Origin of the sequence: Gordonia sp. KTR9 (assembly GCF_000143885.2) — a bacterium.
Taxonomy (GTDB): Bacteria; Actinomycetota; Actinomycetes; order Mycobacteriales; family Mycobacteriaceae; genus Gordonia.
In genome coordinates, this window is the sequence record NC_018581.1 from 696125 (window position 1) to 720790 (window position 24666).

Consider the following 24666-nt stretch of genomic DNA (forward strand, 5'->3'; position numbering starts at 1 on the left):
TTCGGACTCAGATCTCACATTCGAAGGTCACTAATAATCTCTGCGAGTCCAAGGCTTGAGGCAGGACCGGGGACACGGCGGATGAGCCTCGGCGGCCACGACGACCGGTGGTGTGAACCGGGGGGTCACGCGGGTATACGAACTCCCATGCAAACGTTCCTGCCCTACCCGGATTTCCGGCGCTCCGCCGACGTCCTCGACCCCGCCAGGCTCGGCAAACAGCGGGTCGAGACATTGCAGATCCTGCGGGCGCTCGAACTCTTCGACTACGGCTGGACCAGTCATCCCGCGGTGATGATGTGGCGTGGGCACACCCCGGCACTGGTCGCCTACGGGCTCGCCGTCGTCGATGTGTGGACTCGCGAAGGGCGTGCGGACAGCACCGCGGCGATGATCGCCGAGTTCGCGCCCGATGTGGTGGGGCGACCCCAGTCCGAGTTGGCCGCGCAGGGTCTGATGCCCGAGTGGCTGGGGGATGACAGGCTGCATCGCAGTCATCGTGCCGCGCTGCTCCGCAAGGCGCCGGACTTCTACGGCGCCGTGTTCGACGACGTCGATGACGAGCAACCGTACTTCTGGCCTGCTCCGCCCGTCGCCGAGGTCCGTGACCTGGATGCGCCGACCCGCACCGTATGGGTTGTGCGGGCGACCTCGGACGAGCAGTACGCCGAATTCCGACGTCGGCGGATCGTCGGGTTCGGCACCGAGTCCGGCGTCGACGTCGACGCGACGGCGGGCGCCGACGCGTCCCTCCGGACGCTGCTGAAGGAGCGCAGTCCGGGGCGTCGGCCGGGAAAGGACCTCCGCGTGCTGGCGTCCTTCGTCTCCGACCTGGCGGCCGGGGACGAGGTCGCCATCCTTCCACCGCAGAACACCGGTGCCGTGGACGTGGACACGCTCGTGCTCGGCGTGGTGGATGGCGACTACGAGTTCTCGACCCGCGGCAAGACGCTCACGCCGCATCGCCGCCGCGTCCGGTGGACCGGCACGCTCGAGCGGGCGGCCGTCACCCCGCCGGCGTTGCTGCAGAACCCGCGCACACTGTTCCCCGCGTCCGTGACACCCTGAGCGATCCAGGGCAGTGTTGTCGTCCGATCGGCCGAATCTCCGTCGGCCGGTCGCAGCGAAGCCCCCGTGCCGAGCGATGTGCAGGCACCGTTTCCGGCCCGAGCTCACCGGTCGATTCGGCGTACCGGGAGGCCAGAATTGCTGCTCAGGCGCGCGGTGCTCGCGCTACGCGATATTTGTCATCGTGAAAACGCTTCGAATCCTGGTTTTGTCGCGCTGACCCGCGAGATGAACGGAAATCGTCGCCGGCGGAGTAATGCGGACGGGATTCGCCCCGGTGCGTATGGTGAAACGTATTCGGATCGATATCTCCACGTGTGAATTCCGTTGTCGAGACGACGGCGCGGTTGCGGTGATGTGAGCGGTAGTGATGTGAAGGGACTGTGATGTCCGCAGCGGATGGTGCTCTCTGCCGACGCCTGGTCGCCACCATGATCTCGATCGCGGCACTCGTTGTCACGCCGGCCATTCCGTCGATTGCCGGCGCGGAACCGGGAAACGGATCGACCCGGGCCGAGGCGTTGGCCCGCGCGGTCGCCGACGGCCGGGTCCTCGACCTGTCGGTCTACTCGCCGTCGATGAAACGCAGTGTGCCGGTGCGAGTGCTCATGCCGGCGGACCGATCGGTGCCCCGGCCGACGCTCTACCTGCTGAACGGCGCCGGTGGCGGAGAGGGTACCGGGCACTGGTTCGAGCAGACCGACATCGTCGATTTCGTCTCCGACAAGAATGTGAACGTGGTCGTGCCGATGCGCGGCGCATACAGCTATTACACCGACTGGGTGAAAGTCGACCCGGTTCTCGGGCGCAATAAATGGACGACCTTTCTGACCAGCGAATTGCCGCCGCTCATCGACCAGAAATTGAATACGACCGGGGTGAATGCGATCGCGGGGATCTCGATGGCGGGGACGTCGTCGCTGAGCCTCGCCGAGTCCGCGCCCGAGCTCTACCGGGCCGTCGCGTCCTACAGCGGATGTGCGGAGACGAGTACGAATCTGGGCCGGCTGGCGATCCGGGCGGTGGTCGAGGGCCGCGGCGGGGGTGACATCGCCAACATCTGGGGTCCGGTCGGGTCCCCGGGGTGGCGTGCCCACGATCCGGTCGTCAACGCCTACAAGTTGCGCGGCAAGGCGATCTACATCAGCACCGGCACGGGGGTTCCCGGGCCGCATGACCAGTTGCAGAGCCAGGGAATCGACGGGAAGACGACGATCTACATCGACCAGATCGCGGTCGGTGGCGCGATCGAGGCCGCGACGCACCAATGCACCTTGAATCTCGACCGCCGGCTCAAGCAACTCGCCATCCCCGCTACCGTCGACTACACACCCGGTACGCACGCCTGGCCGTACTGGCAGGACCAGCTCGTGAAGTCGTGGCCGATGCTCGAAGGCGCGCTCACCGACTGACCGCCGGAGATCTGTCACGATGTGACCGTGACTGCGACCCCCGGTGCGCCGAGCCCCATCCCGAGCCTGCCGAACCTGCGCGACCTCGGCGGCTGGCGCACCGTCGACGGCCGCACCGTCCGATCCGGGCTCCTGTTCCGCTCGACGGACTTCTCCGCCCTCGACATCTCCGACGTACCCGCGCTGGAGGCGCTGGGGCTGACGGCCGTGTACGACCTCAGGTCGGAGCACGAGAGCGAAGCCATCCCGGATCCCGTTCTGCCCGGTGCGTCGAACATCGCTCTCGACGTCCTCGCCGATGCGCAGATGTCGATTCCGGCCAACATCGGTGCGGTTCTCGCCGATCCCGCCGTCGTCGCAGAGGCAGGCGAGATGTTGTCGGGCGGCAAGGCGCGCGCGATGATCTCCGGGACCTATCGCGAGATGATCACGCTGCCCAGTGCGACCGCCGCCTACACCCGGTTCTTTCGAGGGCTGCTCGACGATGGGACGACGCCGGCCCTGGTGCACTGCACCACCGGCAAGGACCGAACCGGGTGGGCAGCCGCGGCGTTCCTGACCTTGCTCGGAGTGCCCGCGGACGACGTGTACCGCGACTACCTCCTCACCAACGAACGTCTCATCCCCTCGCTCGGGCACATCTTCGACGGGTTCGCCGCGGCCGGGGGTGATCCCGAACTGCTCGTCGGCGTACTGGGGGTCGACGCCGGTTACCTCGACGCGGCCTTCGACGAGGTGCGCACTCGTTTCGGCGGGATCGAGGGCTACTTCAGCGAGGCGCTGGGCCTGGACGCCGAAGACCGGCGAGCCCTCCGGGACCGCTACCTCGAGGGGTGAGGTCGCCGTGAATTGCGCAGTGCGACCGGGAGACCCGGCCGGAGGCCACCAGATGTACCGCCCGCGACCGAGCTGAGCATCGACGCCGGTCGGTAGTGTTTTGGGATGAGTGAACTCAGCTTGTCCGAGAAGGCCGCGCTGGGCAGCGGCGCCGACTTCTGGACCACGAAGGCGGTCGGCCCGGTTCCCGCGCTGACGTTGACCGACGGCCCGCACGGAGTCCGCAAGCAGACCGGCGCGACCGATCATCTCGGTCTCGCCGACAGCGAACCCGCCACCTGTTTTCCGCCCGCGGTGGGCCTCGGCCAGAGTTGGGACGTCGGACTGATCCGTCGTGTCGGCGAAGCGCTGGGACGAGAGGCCCGCGGCCTCGACGTCGACGTTCTCCTCGGTCCCGGTGTGAACATCAAACGAGATCCCCGGAGCGGGCGGAACTTCGAGTACTTCGCCGAGGACCCGTTCGTCACCGGCTGGCTCGGCGCGGCCTGGGTCGACGGCGTCCAGAGCATGGGGGTCGGGGCATCGCTCAAACACTTCGCGCTGAACAACGCCGAGGACGACCGGATGCGGTCGAGCTCCGACGTCGATCCCCGGCCCATGCGGGAGATCTACCTCCGCGCCTTCGCGCACATCATCCGCTCGGCCGCTCCGTGGACGGTGATGTGCTCCTACAACCGCATCAACGGCACCTACGCCGCGGAGAACCGCTGGCTCCTCACCGACCTGTTGCGCGGCGAGTGGGGGTACGACGGTGTGGTGGTCTCCGACTGGGGTGCCGTCGCCGATCGCGTTCGTGCGGTCGCGGCCGGACTGGATCTCGAGATGCCCGGATCCGGGGGCAGGACCGACGCGCAGGTCGTCGATGCCGTCGAGAACGGGAACCTCGACGAGGCGGCCGTGGACCGCTCGGCCCGAGCGGTGCGGAAACTCGCCGAGCGGGCCGTCGCCGGCCGCGCGGACCGGGCCGTCGCCGATCTCGATCTGCACCACCGTCTCGCGCGGGAGGCGGCCGGCCGGTCCATCGTCCTGCTGAAGAACGACGGCGGCGTTCTCCCGCTGGCCGCCGAGCAATCCGTCGCGGTCATCGGAGCGTTCGCGAGTGAACCCCGGTATCAGGGCGGCGGCAGTTCGCACGTGAATCCGACACGCCTCGATGTACCGGTGGACGAGATCCGGGCGGCCGGTCACACGGTGACCTACGCCCAGGGGTTCTCCACCGACGGTTCCCCGGTGGATTCGGCCGACGCGATCAGCGCCGCGACCGAGGCCGACGTCGCAGTCGTGTTCCTGGGATTGGCAGCGTCGCAGGAGTCAGAGGGCTTCGACCGTGACGACATCGAACTGCCCGCGGAGCAGATCGAGCTGCTGACCGAGATCCTGGCGGTGCAACCCCGCACGGTGGTGGTGCTCGCCCACGGCGGAGTCCTCCGCCTCGGACCGATCGCAGCGGCTCCCGCGGTCCTCGACGGCGCGCTTCTCGGGCAGGCCGGGGGCGGAGCGATCGCCGACGTGCTCGTCGGCGTGGTGAACCCGTCGGGGCGGCTCACCGAGACCGTGCCGGTCACGTTGCAGGACACCCCGGCGTACCTCAACTTCCCGAACGAGAACTCGCACATCCGGTACGGCGAGGGCATCTACGTGGGTTACCGCTGGTACGACGCGCGGGACATGGAGGTCTCGTATCCGTTCGGGCACGGGTTGTCCTACACGACGTTCGAGTACTCGGATCTCTCGGTCGCGTCGAACGGACCGGGTGAGGGCGTGGACGTCGAGGTGACGGTCACGAATACCGGAACCCGCGCCGGGCGCGACGTGGTCCAGATCTACACGTCGAAGCCGGACTCGCGGGTCGGGCGACCGCCGCGTGAGCTGAAGGGTTTCGCGGTCACCCGCGACCTCGAACCGGGTGAGAACGAGACCGTCTCGGTGACGATCGACCGGAACGACCTCGCGTACTGGGACACACGGGTCGATCGCTGGATCGTCGAACCGGGTGAATACGCGGTCCACGCCGGGGCGTCGAGCCGCGACGTCCGGCTGAGCGCGACGGTCGAACTCGCGGGGGACGAGGTCGACCTGCCCATCGACGAGAACTCGACCCTGGGCGAGGTCCTGGCGAATCCGGCTGCGGCGCAAGCGCTCGCCTCCCTGGCGGAGAACAACCCCCTGATGGGTGCGGGTAACGACGCCCTGGGGATCGACATGATGCGGATGCTCGCGTCGATCCCCCTCGGACGCCTCGCCGGTTTCGGGATGAGGGGCGAGGACATCGCCCGCATCATCACGGCCGCGCGCGCGGACTGACCCGTGGTCCGGGCCGGGTCAGCGGAACACGATGCACGTGGTGGTTCCGTGGGCGACGAGCTTGCCGTCGTGGGAGAACACCTTGCCCTCGGCTGTCGCGGTGGTGCGCCCGGCGTGGATGACGGTGCCCACGCCGGTGAGCTCCCCGGCGTCGACGGCGACCGAGCGGATGTAGTTCACCTTGAGCTCCAGCGTCGTGTACCCGACACCGGCGGGCAGGGTGGTGTGCACGGCGCACCCCATCACCGAGTCCAGCAGGGTGGCGCAGATGCCGCCGTGGACGGTTCCGAGGGGGTTGGCGAAATCGGGCTGCGGGGTCACGGCGAAGGTGACCTCGCCTTCGTCGATCTTCTTGGGCACCATGCCCAGCAGTCTGCCGATACTCGGGCGGTCCGAACCCGCGCCGCCGGCCTGCCAGGCACGCAGTAGTTCGAGTCCGGACATGGCGGAGGGGTCGGTCGGTGCGTCGGTCGTCGTCATGACTATGCATGGTTGCATACTCGAGCGAGATTATGAAGGTGTGCATATGCAGCCCGGTTCCTCTCAGGCGGAATGACCTCGGCCGATGCTATGTATGCTTGCCCAGGACATCGGTTGTATGAAGGTCTGCATAGGAGTTGCCGCATGACGTCACATCCCGCCGAGTCCGTGATCACCGGCGCGGACGACCGTGGCCCGCGTGAACGTATGGTCGTGCACGCGGCCGATCTGATCGGCCGCGACGGCGTCGCCGCCACCTCGATCGGCGATGTCATCTCCGCGAGTTCCGCGCCTCGCGGATCCATCTACCACCATTTTCCCGGCGGCAAGACCCAACTGATGACCGAGGCGGTCCGCTACGCCGGTGAGTTCATCGCCGAGCGCATCGGGCGCCCGACCGCGATGACCCCGGCCGACACCATGCGCGAGATCGGCGGGGTGTGGCGGCGTCTACTGGTCAACACCGATTTCCAGTTCGGTTGTCCGGTGCTCGCCGGCGGACTCGCCCGACGCAGCGAGCCCGCGGTGGCGGACGCATCCGCCGAGATCTTGCGGCGGTGGGCCGACCTGATCACCGCCCGGCTGGTGGTCGACGGCGTCGACAGCGACCGCGCCGACTCGCTGGCCAACCTCACCATCGCGGCAGTCGAGGGAGCGGTAGGGCTATGCCAGACACAGCGCAGCGTCGAACCCCTCGATCGCGTCATCGCCGAACTGGCGAGCCTGTGTGACGCCGCGGTCGAGCGGCTCTGAACGGGAGCGAGACGTTGGACACGCGTGTGCTCCATTAGTAGGTTCACCATGTCGTCACCGCCGCGGTGACGCCTGGCCTGCGCCCGTTCATCGTCGGCGCCGGCCCGAATGGTGGGTGAGCTCGGGGAGGGTGACGCCATGACGCCGGTCTTCCGGCATGCGCTGGGTTCGGACTTCGACCGTCTCCATCCCAACGTCGCGTGGCGCTACGGCATCGATTCGACTTCCAATGTCGCCCAGATCTGTAGCGGGATCTACGAGTCTGTGTACATCTCCTCGGCGCTGCCGCCGCCCGCGCTGTGGCACTACGCGAAGCGCAATGCGCTGCCCTCGAAGACGAGTCGCATGGTGCCCTTCACCCAGGGCTACTACTGCTACTCCGACGAGCTCGAGCGGGAATCGCTCGCGGTGCTGCGGACCTTCCAGTACACGACCGGCCCGCGCAAGCTGAACTCGTTGCTGGTGGCCGGGCGCACGGGCCTGGTCGACTATTTCGGCGACGGTCCCGAGTTCCTGTATCCCATCGAGCCGTCGGTGACGCGGTCCGGCGAACTGCTGCTCGAGAGCGGGCCGATGCGCTGGCTCGGACGCGGACCGAAGGTCGGGATGCGGGGACTCTTCACCGCCCAGATGAAGTACATCGAGGGGTGGGACGAGAAACGGGACCGCTTCCGGTGCGATGCGACCGTCCGCAATCCGGTCATCGGCGAGATCATGCATTTCCGCGGCTGGTTCACCGCGGTCGACCAGGCGTGCTCGCTGCGCGACATCCCGGACGAGGCGTGGCCGGTCAACCTCGTGGACCGCGAGAGCTGATCCGCACCGCGGCGGGCGACCTCACCACGGGTTCGACACGTCGTCGACAGTTCTTCGCATCGGCTTCGCAGGCGCGCGGTAGGTTCAGCGCATGGCTGTCTCAGCGAACATCGAATTCGACGTCGCCGCCCCGGTCGCGGTGGTGATGGAAGTGCTCATGGACATCGAGTCCCTGCCGGAGTGGTCGGGCCCGCACAAGGAAGCCGAGATCCTGACCAGTTACGACGACGGCACGCCGGAGAAGGTGCGGATGGTCGTCACCGCCGCGGGGATCTCCGACGAACAGACGTGTACCTACGAGTGGACCGGCAACTCGTGCGAATGGCACCTCATCGAGTCGAATCAACTGAGCGAGCAGCACGGCAAGTACACGGTCACCGAGACCGACAAGGGTGCGCGGGTCCGGTTCGACCTCGACGTCGAGCTGAAGATCAAGCTGCCCGGCCTCATCGTGAGACGAGCGCAGAAGATGGCGGTGGACACCGCTCGCAAGGGACTCACGACCGAAGTGGAGAAGCGCGCCGCGGCCTGAGGACAATCGTTACCCGACGTGGCGGGTCGATCGTCGCCACCGCGGTGCCGAGCGCGGGTACGCTGAGGGCGTTCCGTACCGGGGCGCCCGAGCAATGGAGGCCAAAGCAGTTGAGAATCAAGAAGTTTGCCGTTCGCGGTCTGGTCCTGGCGGCGGGGGTCGCCGGATGTGTCGGTTTCGCCGGGCTGTCGGGCGAGGGGGTGTCCTCGGCCTCGACGCATTGCTCGGTGTCGAACGGACATCAGGTCGAGCGGGTCGAGGGACGGAGCGGATGCGGCGCGAAGGCCGGACTCGGCAGTCGTGCGACCGCCGATGAGAACAGTGGCTACGGCACCGCGGTCTCGGTGTCGGACAACGGCGGCAACGCCGCGGCCTACAACCTGCAGCCGGGCTCGTCGGCCCTCGCCGGGGCCAACACCCGGGGCAACGCCTATTCGGTCACGACCGGACCGAGCGCGCTGTCGATCGCCCAGGCCCGCCGGGGCGGCACCACGGTGGCGGTGGGTGGCTGGGGCGGCGAGGCCTACGCCGGTCCCGAAGGTGCCCGGTGCAGCGGTGGTTTCGCGGCCGCGTTCGACACCAGCACCGGCAAGGCCTGCCTGCATTCCGGTTCGATCGACCTGAGGAACTGACCTCGGGTTCATCGCACGAGGTCTGAGAGACAGAACACGCCCGGCGCGACGGCCGTTCACCGGAGCGTCGGGCGTCGTTCGTCGCTTCGTCCTATCGTTGTGGAGTGACCGACCTCCACGATCCCGCGACCCAGATCGGCCCCGACTTCAGCGTGCTGAACGGCCGCGAAGCGCTGCAGCAACTCGTCGACCTCCACGACACGACCCACTTCACGGTCAACGACGATGACGACGACGACCCGGTTCTGCTCACCCTGCCCGAACGGAACGTTGTCGACACCTGGCGCGAGGACTATCCGTACGAGGAGCGGATGAGCCGCCGCGAGTACGAGGTCACCAAACGACGGCTGCAGATCGAGCTGCTGAAACTGCAGAAGTGGTCGAAGCAGACCGGCCAGCGGCACCTACTGGTCTTCGAAGGTCGAGATGCCGCGGGCAAGGGCGGCACCATCAAACGCTTCAACGAGCATCTCAATCCGCGCGGCGCGCGCACCATCGCACTGGAGAAGCCCAGTGAACGCGAGGCCACCGAGTGGTACTTCCAGCGCTACGTCCAGCACCTGCCCGCAGGCGGGGAGATGGTGTTCTTCGACCGCTCCTGGTACAACCGGGCCGGCGTCGAGCGGGTCATGGGATTCTGCAGCCCGAAGCAGTACACGCAGTTCGTCGCCCAGGTCCCGGCGTTCGAGAAGATGCTCGTCGACGACGGGATCAACCTGGTCAAGTTCTGGTTCTCGGTCACCCCGCTCGAGCAGCGGACCCGGTTCGCCATCCGTCAGATCGATCCGGTGCGACAGTGGAAGCTGTCCCCCATGGACCTGGCCTCGCTCGACAAGTGGGATGCCTACACCGAGGCGAAAGAGGCGATGTTCGCCGCCACCGACACCGATCACGCGCCGTGGACGGTGGTGAAGTCCAACGACAAGAAACGTGCCCGGATCAACGCGATGCGCCACGTGTTGAGTCTCTTCGACTACGACGGCAAGAACGAGTCGTTCGTGGGTACGCCCGATCCGCTGATCGTCGGTCGTGCCGCAGACGTGATCGGGGAGTAGGCACCGGGCAGATTCGGACGACGGAGCATCATGGCGACGTCGTCCCTGTCACGCCCGCTTGTCAGCGCCGCCCGGAGATCAACCGCCCCAGGACACCTACGGCGAACATCGCGACGCCCACCCCGCCCACGATCAGGGCGAGCCGGGTGACATCGTCGTAGGCGCCGTCGATGATGAGCTCGGCCACCCGCCGCCCGGAACTCTCGGCCCCGGCCACCTCCTGCTTGGCGCGGTCGGCGAAGAACAGGCCCGTGGCCCAGGTCGAGACGCCGGCCGCGACCACGCCGAGTCCGAGCCACGCGAACACGGTTCCGCGCCGGCGGGCGACCAGCAGTGCGAGCACCGCCGCGATCACGGCCACGGCGGCCGAACCCCACGCGAGCAACGTGATCTGGCCACCGACCTCGGCGTACCGGCCCGCCTCGAGGCCCGAGGCGCCGTTGGTGAGTTCCACCACGACCGGACCCTGGATCGCGTTGCCCCCCGACAGGTTCAGGGCACGGTTGATCATGGCGGTGATGTCGAGTTGCATCACGGAGGTGTCCGAGCCCGGCGCGGGCACTTCGAAGAGGAACGCGTGTTGCTGCCCGACGACGTCGGCGAAGTCCTGCTGGAACTGTTCGCTCTCGGTGTAGCGACCGGCCAGTGGGCGCACGAGGACGCCGGCGATCGGCAGATCGGTCCGGGCGGTCGCCTGCGCGGCGATCTCGTCGGCCAGGTACTCCTTGACCTCCTGGTTCTCCGCCATCGGCGCGACTGTCGAGACGAATCCCGCTTGATCGACGATGCGCTGATCCAGCCAGAAGGACGGAACGGCGAGGACGGTCGCCGCAATCGCGACAAGTGTCAGCAAGGCACTGAGGAAGCTACGCACAGCCACGAGGCTACCGAGACATGCGTGTGGATCACCGGACCGGCGCGGTGTGGCCAGGCGGCCGCGTCGGCGGATGGTCTGGCTCGAGTGGGCACAGGCGGCACCGCCGAGTTCGGCGACGGGGGCGGTGCGAATGTGCTTAGGTCGAGTTGTGCCCGATCGTGACCCTGACGCGCCGGCCTCCCGACGCCACCAGCCCACCGGGGTTCTGTAGCGAAAGTTGGCAAATAGCACGCATTTTCGCTACAAAATCCCGGTGGGTCAGTGACCCGCGAACGCCTCGGCGAGCCACCACGAACCGCCGTCGTCGGTGATCTTGGCGTCGATGATCAGTGGCCCGGACGGTTCGGGTGAGGACTGCGAGCCGACCCACTCCCGGACCTCGTCGAGGTCGTCGAGTCCGGTGACCGTGACGCCCGTCGCCCCGTGACCGCGGGCGATCGCGGCGATGTCGACCTCCGGGAATGTCACCGTCGTCATGTCGGCGTCGCCGAAGTGGTGTACCTCCGCGCCATAGGCGGAGTCGTTGTAGACGATGACGACCAGCGGCAGTGCCAGCCGCACCGCGGTCTCCAATTCGGCGATGGCCATGAGGAATCCGCCGTCACCGGTGCCGAGGACCGGGAGCCGGCCCGGCTGTGCGAACGCCGCGCCGATCGCCGTGCCGAGACCGAGACCGATCGACTGGAAGGCCTGGGTGAAGCAGAAGCCGTTCTCGTCGGGAACCGACAGATGCGTCGACGGGTAGCCCATGAAGTTCCCGGAGTCGATCGACACGACGCGCTCCGCCGGGAGTATCTCGTCGAGCGCGATCGTCAGTGCCCGCGGGTCGACGCGACCGGGTGCCACCTCACCGGTGACGGGGACGTCCTGCCACCTCGACGACGCCGAGATCCGTTGCCTGACCTCCGTTGTGCGATAGCGGGATTGATTCGGCCCGCTCGCTGCACTCCCGGCGCCGGTCAAGAGGTCGAGCACGTCTGCCGCGGTCGCGGCACAGTCGCCGACGACACCGAGATCGACGTGACGATGCGCACCGATGGCGTCGATGTCGTCGTCGACCTGGACCACGGTCGCATCCGCCCCGATGAGTCGGCCGTGCCGCATCGTCCACATGTTCAGGGCGCAACCCCACCCGACGATGAGGTCGGCACCGGCGATCAGGTCTGCGGTGGTGGGTGAGGAGAAGCCGCCGGAGATGCCGAGAGAGAACGGGTTTCCGGCGAACAGACCGTTCGCGACCGCCGACGTCGCGACCAGCGCACCGGCGGTCTCGGCCAGTGCCGCGACCTCCGGTCCGGCGGCGCGCGCACCTCGGCCCGCGACGAAGACCGGCCGCCGGGCGGCGCGGATGGCATCGGCCAGACGGGCCGCCGACCGGGCATCGGGCCGCACCTGCGGCGGCTCGACCGAGAGCTCGACCGGACCATCGAATTCCGCTGCGGCCGAGGCGATGTCGATCGCGACATGAAGCACCACCGTCCGGCGGCGGGTCACCGCGGTGCGGAAGGCGCGGGTGACATCGGAGACCACGGTGCTCGGGCCGTGGACACGGTCGTTCACGGCGCCCACGCTCGCGGACAGGGCCTCCTGGTCGATGCGGAAGTTCGACCGCAATGCCGACGCGGGCGAGTCCGCGGTGAGCACGATCATCGGCGTCCGGCTCTTGGCCGCCTCGGCGATGCCCGTCATCGCATTGGTGAGCCCGCACCCCTGGTGGACCGACAGCACGCCCACCCGTCCCGACATCCGTGAGTAGGCGTCGGCCATGCTGGCCGCGCCGCCCTCGTGACGGGCGGCCGTGAACGGCACCCCGCCGGCGCGCAGGGCGTTGGTGAAGACGAAGTTCCCGCTGCCGACCACACCGAAAACATGGCCGACGCCGAGATCCGCCAGCACCCGGCCCACCACGTCGGCGACCGTCGGGCCGTAGCGGCCGGGTGCGCCCATCAACCTTCGACGATCGCCAGCACGCGCGACGGACTGCCGGTGCCGCCGACGATCGGCAGCGGACTCACGACGATCACCGCACCGGTGGGCGGGAGCGAACCCAAGTTGCGTAGCGAGGTGAGCCCGTATTTGTCGTTGCCCAGGAAGTGGTAGTGCACGGGGAACGCGGGATCGAACCCTCCGGCGAGACCGGCGTCGACGCCGACGGTCTCGACGCCGAGGCCGGTGATCTCGCGTTCGGTGGCCAGCCACTGTGCGCATTCCACCGACACGCCGGGCGTGTGTGACCCGGTCTCGTCGGTGTTGAGGAACTCCGCCTCAGACCCGCCACGCGACTCCCAGCCGGTCCGCAGCAACAACCAGGTTCCGGCGCCGAGCCGTCCGTGGTCACCCTCCCAGGACTCGACCTCGGCGACGCTCAACAGATGATCCGGGTCGTCGGCGACCTCCCGGGTCAGGTCGAGGACCGCAGCCGGACCGATCAGCCGCTGCACGGGGATCTGTGACACATCGTCCCCGTCGCGTCCGCTGATCCAGTGGATCGGGGCGTCGAGGTGGGTGCCGATGTGCTCCCCGGTGTGGATGTTGTTGTGCCGCCAGTACGGTCCCGGCTCGTTGTAGGCACTGACCTCTTCGAGACTGAAGTCGATCAGGTTCGCGAACGGTGCGGGCAGCCGCAGCGCCGGTGTCGACGCACTCAACGGGGTGGTCAGGTCGATGACGCGGAGCGATCCGTCGGCGAGACCGGCGGCGAAACCGGCCAGGGTGGTTGCGGTCATGGGCGGAATCCTCTGCTACTTGCGCGCACCGCGCCAGTTCATGCCCCAGCCGTACGCCTCGTCGACCTTGTCCTGCGCCCCGCGGATGTAGCGCACCTCGCGGTTGAGAACCAGCTCGCCGCCGCGGTTCTCGAAGAGGGCGATCGCGCAGGAGAGCGCGGACTGATCGGCCTCGTCGAGCCGGACCTCGATCTCCGGGCCGTTGGCCGGGAACAGGGTGACGACACCGTTCGCGCCCGCCCAGTTCGGGGTGCCCTCGTAGATGTAGGCGAAGATCAGGATCCGCCGGATGCGGTTGGTCGCGGCGAGGTCGATGTACATGTTCTCGCCACCGGAGCCGGATCGATCGTCACCGTCGAGGTAGATGATCGGCTGTCCGTCACGCGGTGCCCGGAACGAGTTTCCCAGTGCCTGGACGATGCCCTTGCTGCCGTCGGTGAACTCCCACAGGCAGGCGAGATCGAGATCGATCCCCTGTGCCTTGCGAAAGAGGCCACCGCCCTTCGAATTCGAGGTCCAGCTCAAGTTGACGCGCACCTGGCCGGTGGTCGCGCCCTGCTTGCTCAGCGAGATGCTCGGCGCGGACTTGGTGAGCGTGATCTTCGACATCGAGATCGGCTGTGCGGGCGGCTGCTGTCCGTAGTCCGCGGGGGCCGGCGGCTGCTGACCGTAGCCGGCGGGTGCGGATGGGGGCTGTGCGGGTGGCTGCGGCGGCTGGGCCTTCGGACGCTTGGTGTAATCGATCCCCATCTCGGTTCCTCATCTCGTCGTCGGTGACATTCTCGGGTCGGACATTCTCGCGGTGATCGCGCGGCGAAGATGCTCGTCGCAGGTGCTGGCGCCCAGCGTAGTGGACCACCCTCATCCGGCGGCGCCCGTCGCCGGCGCATGAGCTCGCGCGGACGGACCGAACGCGGACGCGACAACGAGCTTTCCCTGCGGGCTCCGACGGCAGCTGGCCACCGCGACATGGCAGGGACGTGGAAAGTCCGGCGGGAGCGGGAAACCGTCGTCGATCTGATACCGGGTGTTGGTCACCTTCGACGCGATGGCCGCCGGGTCCGCGGGGTGATCCGGAGCGGCATCCGGCCGAATGACGACCATCGCCTCGGTGACTCCGACCGGCCAGTCGAAGCGCACGGTGTCGCCTTCGACGCGGACGGCGGTCACCGGCGGCGGGTCGTCGGGGCGCGGGGTGGTGGGTCGCTCGGGGGCCGCGGTCGCCGAACCGGCAGACGGGGCGGACACGGAGTCGGTACGGGCGGGGGCGGACCGGTGCCCGGCGTACACGGCGGTGACCTCGTAGACCGGCGGGACCGGGTCGGGTGCACTGCCGTCGGACAGCTCGGTCGCCGTGGTCCGACCCAGCGTCCGGGTCGAGCCGTCGAATCCGATCCGCACGACCCGGTACGTCACCGAGCCCGTCGCCGACGGCTCCCAGGTGACGGTGATCGCGCCCCCGTCGGCAACCGACCGGACGTTGCGCGGCGGCTCCACGGTCACCTCGGCCGCCGCCGAGTTGAGCTCGTCGTGATCCACGATCTGACGCCGCAGCTCGGCGACGGCGGCCAGGCCGGCCGGGTCTCCCGCCGACGCCGTTCGAGCAGCCGCGGCGGCCCGGGTGACGACGTCGCGTGACTGCTCCAGCCGTTCGTCGAGTCGGCCGTCCACGTCGGGAAGCAGGTCGATGTCCCGGGCCACCCCCAACACGCTCTCGAGCAGTTCGAGTGCCGCGACATGTCGCTTCTCGTCCGCGAGGTCTCCCGCCCGCCGCGAGTCCGTCACCGCCCGGATGATGACCCGCTCGACCTCGTCTGCGACCGCGGCGATCTGCCGCAAGGCCTCGTCGTCGTCGCCGGCCGAGGCCCGGGCGTCCGCGATCGCCGAACGCGCCCGCACGGGCAGGCCGTCGCGCAACGCGGCTCGGGCGGCTCGAAGATCGTTCTCCCACAGCCTCTTGCGCGGGGCGGGGACCTCGACCTCGACAGGCTCGGCCGGCGGCGGAAGGGGCTCGGCCGGCGGCGGGAGGGGCTCGGCCGGCGGTGGAAGGGGCTCGCCCGGGGGAGTAGGCGCGCCGAATTCGGCGGCGAGTGCGGCGATCACCGTGCGCGCGTCCCGTGCGCCCAGCCCGCGGGTGCGCGCCTCGTCGAGCAGGTACTCGTGGTCCTGTGTCCCGAGTTCGTCCTCGACCAGGACCGCGGCCCGGACCCGTGGCCGGAGATGGTCGGTCACCTCGTCGATCACCGACTGCCGATACTCCCGTGCCAGGGCGGGATCGGCGAGCAGGACGTCGTGCACGTGAACCAGGAGCTCGTCGAGGACCGCGCGGAACCGGCCGGCCGCGAGTTCGCGGGCGCGCTCGTTGAGTGCGACGGCCCGCGACTCGATGACACCGCGGTCGGCGACGGCGTCGGTGTCGAGGTGCAACAGGGTCAGCAGGGTCGGGGTGGGGTCGCCGTCGTGCAGCCGGTCGAACTCGGCGAGCAGGTCGCCGATCTGGGCGCGTTGCTGTGCCGACAACGTCACCCGCGGCGGCACCGGCGCGGCGGGTGGGGCGGGCACATCGTCGACGATGCGGTGGCGCCGCAGCCGGGTGGCCGTCTCCGCCGGGTCGAGGCCACCCATCGCGCCGATCTCCTCGAGCCCGGCGCGCTTGGATCTCGGTATGCCGCCGTAGCGTTCGTTGAGTCGCGCGATCGCGTTGTCGAGGAGTTCGAACCTCTGCTGATCTCGTAGTTCGCGCCGGGTGGTCACCGCGCGCGCCTCGGCGATCCGGCCGGTCTTGTGCCGCAACGGCGCCGACCGCTCGTCGTGTTCGGCGACCAGTCGTGCCACCAGGATGCGGTACTTCGGGTGGTCGCGTTGCTTCTGCCAGAACGCCCAGACCTCGTCGAGGCGCGCGGCCACGGCATCGTCGTCGAGTCGCTCGGCCTCCCCGACCGGGATGTCATACAGTTCGAACGAATCGGATTCGCCTGGGCCGCCGCGTCGCTCGACCGCGGCGAGCACGCGTTTGCGGTAGTCGTTGCCGACGAACGGCTCCATCAGACCCCTTACCTCACCCGGACATGATCACTGGTCGCGGCGTCGAGATCGGTGCACCTGTTCGAGTTCCCGTTCGACCTCCGACTTCGACAGCGACGCACCTGTTTTGGCCGACAGCGTCAGTGGTATCCGGGCGTCGACGTGGAATGCGGTGACGTGCAAGACGCCGTCGAACGCCATCTCGAAGGTGACCGACACCTCACTGCCCTCGTCGTAACCGGGCGGGATGTCGGTGATCGCGCCCTCGATGAGGACCTTGGCGTCCTCGGGTCGTGGGGACGCCGCCTGCCCCTGCTGTTCCAGCACGACCAGCTCGATGCGGGACTGATCGCGTCGCATGGTCCCGAACGACCGGCGCACCCTGATCGGCAGCGTCTGGTTGCGGTGGACCAGCCAGCTGGCCTCCAGCTCGCCGTTGTGGCTGTTGACTGCCAGCACCCCGAACCCGCGGGACACCACCGTGTCCACGCTGACCTCGAGCATCCGGCGGACACCGCTGACAGGCAGTGCGAACGCGTGCGCGACCCGCGTGCAGGACTCGTCGAGATCTGCCGGGGCGACGCTGTCGAGTCCGCGGTCCTCGCGGAGACGGCCGCGGGTGGCGAGGTCGGCGCGGACGAGTCGTTCGATCTCGAGCTTCTCGCCGTAGATCGCGGCTCCGCGGGCGACGGCAAGATCGGGATCGTTGAGCTCCGGGGTCTTCCCCAATGCGGCGGCGAGCTCCCGCGCGACCATCGGCATCCGCGACGAACCGCCGACCAACAGGACCCGGTCGACGGCGGACACCCCTCGACGTTCGGCGGCGGCCAGGCACGACCGAGTGAGTTCGACGGTGCGGGCCAGCAGCGGGCGGGTGAGTTCCTCGAGCTCGGACCGCGTGAGCGGGATGACCGACCGGGCGCCGTCGTGAGCGACGATCACCGACGTCGAATCCGATTCGGTCAGTTCGTGTTTCGCCCGCTCCGCGGCAAGGATGAGGGCCTGTGACCCGGCGGAGTTGTCGAGCGGGTCCTCGGCATCGGGATTCTGGGCGCAGAACGTGCGCGAGAGGTGCAGCGCCAGCCGCTCGTCCCAGTCGGCACCGCCGAGCTGATGATCACCGTCGACGGCGAGCACGGTGATCCGGCGATCGGCGAGTTCGATGACCGTCGCGTCGAAGGTGCCGCCGCCGAGGTCGTAGACCAGGACGGTCTCGTCGGGCGTGCTCTTGGCGAGGGGATCGGTGATCCGGCTGAACCCATAGGAGAGTGCCGCGGCGATGGGTTCGGACAAGACCCCCGCGACTTCGAGGCCCGCATAGGTGCCGGCCTGGATCGTCGCGCGCCGCTCTTCGTCACCGAAATACGCCGGCACGGTGATCACGGCGCGGTCGACCCGCTCACCGGCGAACGCGGCGTCGGAGATCAGCGATTTGAGGATGAGTGCCGAGATCGCCGGGGCCGACCAGGTCTGCCCGTGCGCGACGAACCGCCACTGGGCGTCGCCCATCCGCCGCTTCACCAGGCTGCAGACGTTCTCGGGGTCGAGCCGGGCCTGCCGACGCGCACCTTCGCCGACGACGTGGTCGGTGGGCGAGGTGAGCAAGACCGTCGACGGGGTGGTCGGTGCCCCGGTCAGGCCGACGATCACCTCGGGGCGACCGTCGGCATCGATCTTCGCCATCGCCGAGTTGGTGGTTCCCAGGTCGATCCCGATTACGCCCACGATCGGGGATGCTAGCAGCGCAGAGGGTTCCGCCGGTGTCGGACGATCGATGGGTGGCCATTCATTACGCTGGCGGAATGACGTCTCCGGAGGGCCCTGCACCCGACCGAACCGCTGGGCTTGAGCAGTTGCGCGAGCAGCTGTCCGACCTCGCGCTGGTGGTCGCGCGGCAGACCAGGACGATCGAACGACTCGTCGACGCCGCCAAATCGCCGCCGGCGACGGCCGCGGCAGACGTTCCGCTCCTGGTCGATCTGTTCGCGCTGTACACCGACGCCGCGACGTGCGCGGTCTCGGCGTCGGAGGCGGACCGGCCCGCGTTCGAGCTGCTGCGCGCAGGCCTGGAACGGCTCATCGTCGGCCGCGGCGGTGCCGTCGTCGCACCGCCACCCGGCGCCGACTTCGATGCCCGCACCATGGAGGCGGTCGACGTCCGCCCGGTGACCGACACCGCCGCGGACCGCACGGTTGCCGAGGTGCTCCGCCCGGGACTGGTCGCGGGCGAGCGGTCGGTGCGCCCCGCGGCGGTCGTGGTCTCGCGGATCTCGTAGTAGACGATGGCCGATGGCGCGCCTTGTCGCTACGAGATCCCGAGGGTCCGCCAGAGGAATTCGTAGGCGAGCGCGGACTTGAACGCGGCCTGCTTGTTGTCCGCCGCGCCGCCGTGACCGCCCTCGATGTTCTCGTAGTACTGCACGTCGTGGCCTGTTTCCTCCAGGCGGGCAACGAGTTTGCGCGCATGACCGGGGTGGACCCGGTCGTCGCGGGTCGAGGTGGTCACCAGGATCGGTGGGTATGTCGTCTCGGCGTCGATGTTCTGATACGGCGAGAACGGCTTCATGAACTCCCACTGTTCGGGATCGTCGGGGTCGCCGTACTCGGCCATCCACGATGCCCCGGCCAGCAGGAGGTGGTAACGCTTCATGTCGATGAGCGGCACCTGGCACACCAGGGCGCCGAACAACTCGGGGTACCGGGTCAGCATCACGCCCATGAGCAACCCGCCGTTCGATCCGCCCTGGGCGCCGAGCTGTGCCGGGGTGGTGAGACCGGTGTCCACGAGGGCGCGTGCCACGGCGGCGAAATCCTCATAGACCTTGTGCCGGCCCGCCTTCTGGGCCTGGGTGTGCCACGACGGTCCGTACTCGCCGCCGCCACGGATGTTGGCGATCACGTAGATGCCGCCGCGTTCGACCCAGCTCTGTCCGGCGATGGCGAGGTAGCTCGGGGTGAGCGCGTTCTCGAATCCGCCGTAGCCGTACAGGAGCGTCGGGCCATGGGAGACGTCGCGGCGCCGCACCACGAAGTACGGGATCTGCGTGCCGTCGTCGGACGTCGCGAAGTGCTGCTCTGCGGTCACCGAGTCGGAGTCGAAGAACGCGGGGCTGTGTTTGATCACCTCCGGGGCGTGCCCGCTGTAACCGTGCAGCAGGCTCGGCGGTTCGGTGAACGACGTCGCCGACCAGAACACCTCGTCGCTCTCGTCGGGATCGGTGTCGAGCACCGAGACCGTGGCGAGGTCGGGTAGTCCCGGCATGTCGATGACCTGCCACGTCCCGAGTTCGCGCACCTCGACCCTGGTGTGCACGTCGTGGAGTTTCACGATGATGAGATGTGAACGCGTGTAGGCGTAGTCGACGAGACTCGTGTGCGCGTCGGGTGCGAACAGCACGGTCGCGTCGCGGTTGCCCGACCGGTACGACTCGTAGTCGAAGGCCAGCAGCGTGCCCGGTGGGTGAGTGGTGCCGCCGACCTCCCAGTCCGACCGCGACAGCACCAGCAGCCAGTTCATCCGGACCCCGGCGTGGGCATCGGTGGGGACGTCGAGCAACTCGGGCTCGCCGTCGCGCAGTTCGTAGTCCAGCGAGTTGAAGAAGTCCGTGGCGCGCCCGATGAAGTGGCGCTCGAATCCCGGTGTGCTGTCGTAGACCGCGCGCACCGACACGTCGGAGGTCTCACCGGTGAAGACCGTGACGGCCTCCGACAGCGGGGTCCCCCGCGTCCACCGCTTGACCACGCGCGGATAGCCGGAGTCGGTCAGCGAGCCGTGCCCGTCGGGTTGCTCGCCGAAATCCGTTCCCACGTAGACGGAGTCGCGGTCGATCCACCCCACGTCGGACTTGTTCTCCGGCAGCACGAAGCCGTCGGCCACCCAGGTGCGCGACGGGATGTCGAACTCGCGGACCACGGAGGCGTCGGCGCCACCGCGCGACAGGGAGATCAGCGCCCGCTCGTACTCGGGCCGCAGCACGGTGGCACCGGCCCACACCCAGTTCTCGTCCTCGTCCCGTGCCAGTTCGTCGACGTCGATGAGGACATCCCAGTCAGGGGCGTCGGTGACGTAGGAGTCGTACGTCGTGCGACGCCAGAGTCCGCGCGGGTTGGTCGCGTCGCGCCAGAAGTTGTAGAGATACTCACCGCGACGCCGCGCGTAGGGAATGCGGTCGTCGGTGTCGAGCGCGGCCAGCGTCGCGGCCTCCAGCTCGCGGAAGCGCTCCGATGACGTCAACGCCGCCACCGTGGGTTCGTTGTGGGCGCGTACCCACGACAACGCATCGTCGCCGGTGACCTCTTCCAGCCACAGGTGCGGATCGGTGTCGGTGGTCGCGGTGCCGTCGTCGCCGTGCTCGGTCATGGCGTCCAACCTACGCGGGCGCCCGCGGGCGTCGGACCCCGCGCGCGTGCGACGCGGTGCCGACCCCGACAAAACGCCTACTCGGGGCCTGTTTCGGGGTATCGTGACGCAGCGACGTCGAGGAGACCCCCATGGCCACTGCTCATTCCGTTCCTGTCCGCCGCTCCGGCCATGAGCCGCCGCGAGACACGAGATGGGGCCGTCTCTCGATGGCCACGTGCTCCGCTGTCGCGGTCATCGCGCTCGTCGCAGCCTGTGACAGCGGGTCGTCGGGGACCGGTTCGTCACCGTCTGGGTCGTCCCTGGCCAATCCGAATTCCGTCGCCGCCGAACCGCTGCCGGCCGACGCGGTCGACAAGGCGGTCGGTCAGCTCGACGACCTGGTCGCGTCGATCATGGAGTCGACGAAGATCCCCGGGGTTGCCGTGGCCGTCGTGTCGGGAGGGGAGACCAAGTACGCCAAGGGGTTCGGCGTCAAGGACATCTCCACCGGTGACGCGGTCGACCCGAACACCGTCTTCCAGCTCGCGTCGGTGTCCAAGTCGGTCGGGTCGACGGTGGTCGCGGCCGCCGTCACCGACAAGACGGTGACCTGGGAGATGCCGATCGTGGAATCATTGCCGTGGTTCGCTCTCTCCGAGCCGTATGTCACCCGCACGGTGACCGTCGGGGACATGTACTCCCACCGGTCGGGTCTTCCCGACCACGCCGGCGACAAACTCGAGGACATGGGCTACTCGCGCGAGGAGATCCTGCAGCGGATGCGCTTCATGCCCCTCGATCCGTTCCGGATCAGTTACGCCTACACCAACTTCGGGGTGACGACAGGTGGCGAGGCCGTGGCGGTGAAAGCCGGGACGGACTGGGCGACACTGTCTCAGGACCTCATCTACGGACCGCTGGGCATGACCAGCACCAGCTCGCGGTTCGTCGACTTCGAACGCCGGGCGGACCGCGCGGTCGGACACATCAAGGAAGACGAGAAGTGGGTCAAGACCCCGATCCCGCGCGAACCCGACGCGCAGTCACCGGCGGGCGGCGTGAGTTCGTCGGTCAACGACATGGCGATCTGGTTGAAGATGGTGCTGGCCCAGGGCAAGCACAACGGCCAGGAGGTCGTGGCGCCCGACGCCCTGCTCCCCGCGGTCTCGCCGCAGGTGGTGTCCAATCCACCGCAGACGCCCGACTCCCGCGCCGGGTCGTATGGCTACGGCTTCAACGTCGGGGTCACCGAGGACGCGCGGACGCAGTTCAACCACGCCGGCGCCTTCGCCTCCGGCGCCGGAACGGTGTTCTCGGTCCTGCCCTCGGCCGACACCGCGATCGTCGTGCTCTCCAACGCCGCGCCCGTCGGTGCGGTGGATGCGATCGCCGCCGAGTTCATGGACCTCGTCCAGTTCGGTGAGATCCGCAACGACTGGCGGGATCTCTACGCCAAGGCGTATGCACCGCTGAGCGTCCCGGAGGGTGAACTCGTCGGCAAAGAACCGCCGTCGAATCCCGCACCGCCGCAACCGCTGCCGTCGTACGTGGGTGCCTACGCCAACCCCGTGTACGGGCCGGCGGAGGTCGTCGAACGCGACGGGAAGCTCGTCCTGGAGATGGGTCCGGGCGGGGTCCGCAAACACGAGCTCTCCCACTGGGACGGCAACACTTTCACCTTCACCCTGCTCAACGAGAACGCCGAGCCGGGCTCGATCTCGCAGGTGAGGTTCGACGGGCCACGGATGACGATCGAGTACTACGACGACGAGGAGAGCAACGGCGAGTTCATCCGCCGGTGACGCTCAGCGGCGGGGAGACACGCCCTGGCTGCCGGCAGTCACCGGGTCGGGGACCTCACCCGTTCGGATCGGGCATCGGGTGTGCGAGTAGATCGTCGGCATGCAGAGGTTGCAGTGGACACACTTCGACGTCGTCGACGGGTCGTCGGCCAGGCGTAAGGGAAGGTCGGGCTCACGCAACAGCGCGCGGCCCATGGCCATGAAGTCGAAGCCCTCGGCGAGGGCGAGATCCATCGACGCCCGGTCGGTGACGCCGCCCAGGAGGATGAGCGGCAGGTCGACGGCCTTGCGGAGTTCGCGTGCGAGGGGCAGCAGATAGGCGTCGTGATAGCGGTAGTGCTTCAGGAAGACCGGGGCGAAGACCTTGAGTCCGTACTTCATCGCACCGGAGAACGCATCGGCGAACTCCTTGCGCGGCGCCTCGCCGTGGAACAGGTACATCGGGTTGAGAAGTGAACTCCCCGCGGTGGGTTCGATGGCGTCGAGGTGACCGTCGGACTCCAGGAGCTGCGCCACCTGGCACGCCTCGTCGACGTTGAAGCCACTGCGCTTGGCCCGGCTGCGTGCCCGAGCCGCGGGTGAGCGTTCGAGGTCGACGCGGCCGACGCCGTCGAAGGTGTTCAGTTTCACCCAGATCGCGGCCTCGTCCCCGACCTCGTCGCGCACGCTCTCGACCACCTCGCGCGCGACACGCGCACGGTTGACGAGGCTCCCGCCGTAGGCGTCGCGACGCCGGTTCAGCAGGGGAGACAGAAAGCTGGAGATGAGATAGTTGTGGCCGCAGTGGATCTCGAGCCCGTCAAAACCGGAGTCCACCGCGAGTCGCGCGGCACGACGGAACTTCTCCCGCAGGTCGGCGATGTCGTCGACACTGACCGCGCGGGTCAACGACATCCCCATCGGCGCGGGTATCCGTGACGGTCCGAGGGCTGGAGCCCGGTTCGACGCCGAGTTCGCGACCGCGCCTGCGTGCCCCAGTTGTGCGGCAGCGAGAGCCCCCTCGGCGTGGATGGCGTCGGTGAGCCGCCGCAATCCGGGAACCGCCTCCGGCCGCATCCAGATCTGGTGGCGGTCGGTGCGGCCCTCGGGTGAGGCCGCGCAATACGCGACGGTGCTCATGGCGACGCCGCCGGCCGCTACCTCGCGGTGGAACTCGATGAGCTCGTCGGTGACCAGGGCGTCGGGCGTCATCCCCTCGAAGGTCGCGCATTTGATCAAACGGTTGCGCAGGTGCAGCGGGCCGAGCCGGGCGGGGCTGAACGGTCCGGTGGTGGGGCTGTCCACAACGGGTCCTCTCACTCGTGTCTCACGGGGCGGGCGCGGTCAGTCCGGCGGTGACGAAGCCGGTCAGGGCTGTCACCGCGGCCGTGCTCAACGTCTCGGTGCCCCCGAACCTCAGGAGGATGAGCTGGAAGGCGAGGGCCCAGCGCCGGCGCGCCTGCCCCGCGGTCAGGCCGGGGACGGCGTCGGCGAGCATGTCGGCGAACGGGTCGAGATCGAACCAGCGCGACGTCCAGCCGGCGGTGGGGTGGGCGAACACGAACCGGGCGAGCAGCCGCAGGTGGAGATGTCCCGCCGGGTCGGCCTGTAGGTCGACGAAGGGGTCGACGACCACGTCGACGACCTGCGCGATCGAGGTGACGGCCGGGTCGAGCGAAGCGAGCGGGTCGGCCCACAGCGGGCCGAGCCGGGACTGCAGCAGTGCGATGGTGAGGTCTTCCTTGGTGCCGAAGTGGTAGTGCACCGCGGCCGGGTTGGTCTCGGCGGCCGCGCAGATCGCCCGGACGGACACCTTGTCGTATCCGTCGGCGAGGAAGAGCCGTTCGGCGACGGTCAGCAGGGCCTCGCGAGTCGGCATCGAGGCCGAATCGCGGCGTCCGGCACCGCGTCCCTCGCGGGTGGTCTGGGTCACACGAGCAGCAAAGCACAGTTCAGTCGATGTTTCAATCAGTGATTGAAACCGAAGTGGTGCTACCGGCGAGTAGTGGGACACTCTGCGGCGGTGG

Annotated in this window: 21 protein-coding genes; 11 read left to right on the forward strand and 10 right to left on the reverse strand. The window is 68.6% G+C overall.

Annotated elements, in window-relative coordinates; translation table 11 throughout:
* Positions 1-147: 147 nt before the first annotated feature.
* The 4 genes from KTR9_RS03935 to KTR9_RS03950 all read left to right on the forward strand — a co-directional run bounded on the left by KTR9_RS03935 (position 148) and on the right by KTR9_RS03950 (position 5621).
* Positions 148-1068 carry an MSMEG_6728 family protein gene (locus tag KTR9_RS03935; RefSeq protein WP_044505809.1) on the forward strand — a complete coding sequence of 307 codons (921 nt, stop codon included), beginning with the start codon at positions 148-150 and terminating at the stop codon, positions 1066-1068.
* A 386-nt stretch (positions 1069-1454) separates the two neighbouring features.
* Positions 1455-2480: an alpha/beta hydrolase gene (locus tag KTR9_RS03940; protein ID WP_044505813.1), complete on the forward strand. Its 1026-nt coding sequence runs from the start codon at positions 1455-1457 to the stop codon at positions 2478-2480.
* A gap of 27 nt (positions 2481-2507) precedes the next feature.
* A complete protein-coding gene (locus tag KTR9_RS03945) occupies positions 2508-3317 on the forward strand; it encodes a tyrosine-protein phosphatase (RefSeq protein WP_035717442.1) in 810 nt (269 codons plus the stop codon).
* Positions 3318-3422: 105 nt separating this feature from the next.
* Positions 3423-5621, forward strand: a complete 2199-nt coding sequence (locus KTR9_RS03950; RefSeq protein ID WP_044505814.1) for a glycoside hydrolase family 3 C-terminal domain-containing protein — start codon at positions 3423-3425, stop codon at positions 5619-5621.
* An 18-nt stretch (positions 5622-5639) separates the two neighbouring features.
* On the opposite strand, the gene KTR9_RS03955 is transcribed toward KTR9_RS03950, so the two are convergent.
* Positions 5640-6119 (reverse strand): PaaI family thioesterase, encoded by a 480-nt coding sequence (locus tag KTR9_RS03955; RefSeq protein ID WP_014925314.1) that lies wholly within the window; start codon positions 6117-6119, stop codon positions 5640-5642.
* A 126-nt stretch (positions 6120-6245) separates the two neighbouring features.
* On the opposite strand from KTR9_RS03955, the gene KTR9_RS03960 reads away from it, so the two are divergent.
* The 5 genes from KTR9_RS03960 to ppk2 all read left to right on the forward strand — a co-directional run bounded on the left by KTR9_RS03960 (position 6246) and on the right by ppk2 (position 9889).
* The gene (locus KTR9_RS03960) at positions 6246-6854 is read left to right on the forward strand and encodes a TetR/AcrR family transcriptional regulator (RefSeq protein WP_014925315.1); all 609 of its coding nucleotides are present in this window, start codon (positions 6246-6248) and stop codon (positions 6852-6854) included.
* 138 nt (positions 6855-6992) lie between these two features.
* Positions 6993-7670 (forward strand): DUF4166 domain-containing protein, encoded by a 678-nt coding sequence (locus tag KTR9_RS03965; protein ID WP_014925316.1) that lies wholly within the window; start codon positions 6993-6995, stop codon positions 7668-7670.
* Between the two features lie 91 nt (positions 7671-7761).
* Positions 7762-8202: an SRPBCC family protein gene (locus KTR9_RS03970; protein ID WP_014925317.1), complete on the forward strand. Its 441-nt coding sequence runs from the start codon at positions 7762-7764 to the stop codon at positions 8200-8202.
* 110 nt (positions 8203-8312) lie between these two features.
* Positions 8313-8834: a DUF6764 family protein gene (locus tag KTR9_RS03975; protein WP_010842838.1), complete on the forward strand. Its 522-nt coding sequence runs from the start codon at positions 8313-8315 to the stop codon at positions 8832-8834.
* Between the two features lie 104 nt (positions 8835-8938).
* Positions 8939-9889, forward strand: coding sequence for a polyphosphate kinase 2 (gene ppk2, locus KTR9_RS03980; RefSeq protein ID WP_010842837.1), 951 nt, complete (start codon positions 8939-8941; stop codon positions 9887-9889).
* A gap of 61 nt (positions 9890-9950) precedes the next feature.
* Here ppk2 and KTR9_RS03985 read toward each other — a convergent pair whose 3' ends face one another.
* From KTR9_RS03985 to KTR9_RS04010, 6 genes are all read right to left on the reverse strand, one after another.
* Positions 9951-10763, reverse strand: coding sequence for a hypothetical protein (locus tag KTR9_RS03985; protein WP_044505818.1), 813 nt, complete (start codon positions 10761-10763; stop codon positions 9951-9953).
* A 261-nt stretch (positions 10764-11024) separates the two neighbouring features.
* Entirely contained in the window at positions 11025-12713 is a 1689-nt protein-coding gene (locus KTR9_RS03990; RefSeq protein WP_014925319.1) for a thiamine pyrophosphate-binding protein, read from the reverse strand.
* The gene (locus KTR9_RS03995) at positions 12713-13492 is read right to left on the reverse strand and encodes a cyclase family protein (protein ID WP_014925320.1); all 780 of its coding nucleotides are present in this window, start codon (positions 13490-13492) and stop codon (positions 12713-12715) included. The genes KTR9_RS03990 and KTR9_RS03995 overlap by 1 nt, the downstream gene beginning before the upstream one ends.
* Before the next feature lie 15 nt (positions 13493-13507).
* Positions 13508-14242: a TerD family protein gene (locus tag KTR9_RS04000; RefSeq protein ID WP_010842833.1), complete on the reverse strand. Its 735-nt coding sequence runs from the start codon at positions 14240-14242 to the stop codon at positions 13508-13510.
* 111 nt (positions 14243-14353) lie between these two features.
* The gene (locus tag KTR9_RS04005; protein WP_014925321.1) at positions 14354-16537 is read right to left on the reverse strand and encodes an Ig-like domain repeat protein; all 2184 of its coding nucleotides are present in this window, start codon (positions 16535-16537) and stop codon (positions 14354-14356) included.
* A gap of 27 nt (positions 16538-16564) precedes the next feature.
* Complete coding sequence (locus tag KTR9_RS04010; RefSeq protein WP_083888928.1) at positions 16565-18241, reverse strand: Hsp70 family protein; 1677 nt, start codon at positions 18239-18241, stop codon at positions 16565-16567.
* 77 nt (positions 18242-18318) lie between these two features.
* On the opposite strand from KTR9_RS04010, the gene grpE reads away from it, so the two are divergent.
* Positions 18319-18792, forward strand: coding sequence for a nucleotide exchange factor GrpE (grpE, locus tag KTR9_RS04015; protein WP_044505821.1), 474 nt, complete (start codon positions 18319-18321; stop codon positions 18790-18792).
* A 29-nt stretch (positions 18793-18821) separates the two neighbouring features.
* Here grpE and KTR9_RS04020 read toward each other — a convergent pair whose 3' ends face one another.
* The gene (locus tag KTR9_RS04020) at positions 18822-20876 is read right to left on the reverse strand and encodes a prolyl oligopeptidase family serine peptidase (RefSeq protein ID WP_014925323.1); all 2055 of its coding nucleotides are present in this window, start codon (positions 20874-20876) and stop codon (positions 18822-18824) included.
* Between the two features lie 209 nt (positions 20877-21085).
* Here KTR9_RS04020 and KTR9_RS04025 point away from each other — a divergent pair, with 209 nt between their 5' ends.
* Positions 21086-22660 carry a serine hydrolase gene (locus KTR9_RS04025; protein ID WP_014925324.1) on the forward strand — a complete coding sequence of 525 codons (1575 nt, stop codon included), beginning with the start codon at positions 21086-21088 and terminating at the stop codon, positions 22658-22660.
* A gap of 3 nt (positions 22661-22663) precedes the next feature.
* On the opposite strand, the gene KTR9_RS04030 is transcribed toward KTR9_RS04025, so the two are convergent.
* Both KTR9_RS04030 and KTR9_RS04035 read right to left on the reverse strand, forming a co-directional pair.
* On the reverse strand, positions 22664-23944 hold the full coding sequence (locus tag KTR9_RS04030; RefSeq protein ID WP_014925325.1) for an oxidoreductase: 1281 nt from the start codon (positions 23942-23944) through the stop codon (positions 22664-22666).
* Between the two features lie 22 nt (positions 23945-23966).
* Positions 23967-24572: a TetR/AcrR family transcriptional regulator gene (locus KTR9_RS04035; protein ID WP_014925326.1), complete on the reverse strand. Its 606-nt coding sequence runs from the start codon at positions 24570-24572 to the stop codon at positions 23967-23969.
* Between the last annotated feature and the right edge of the window lie 94 nt (positions 24573-24666).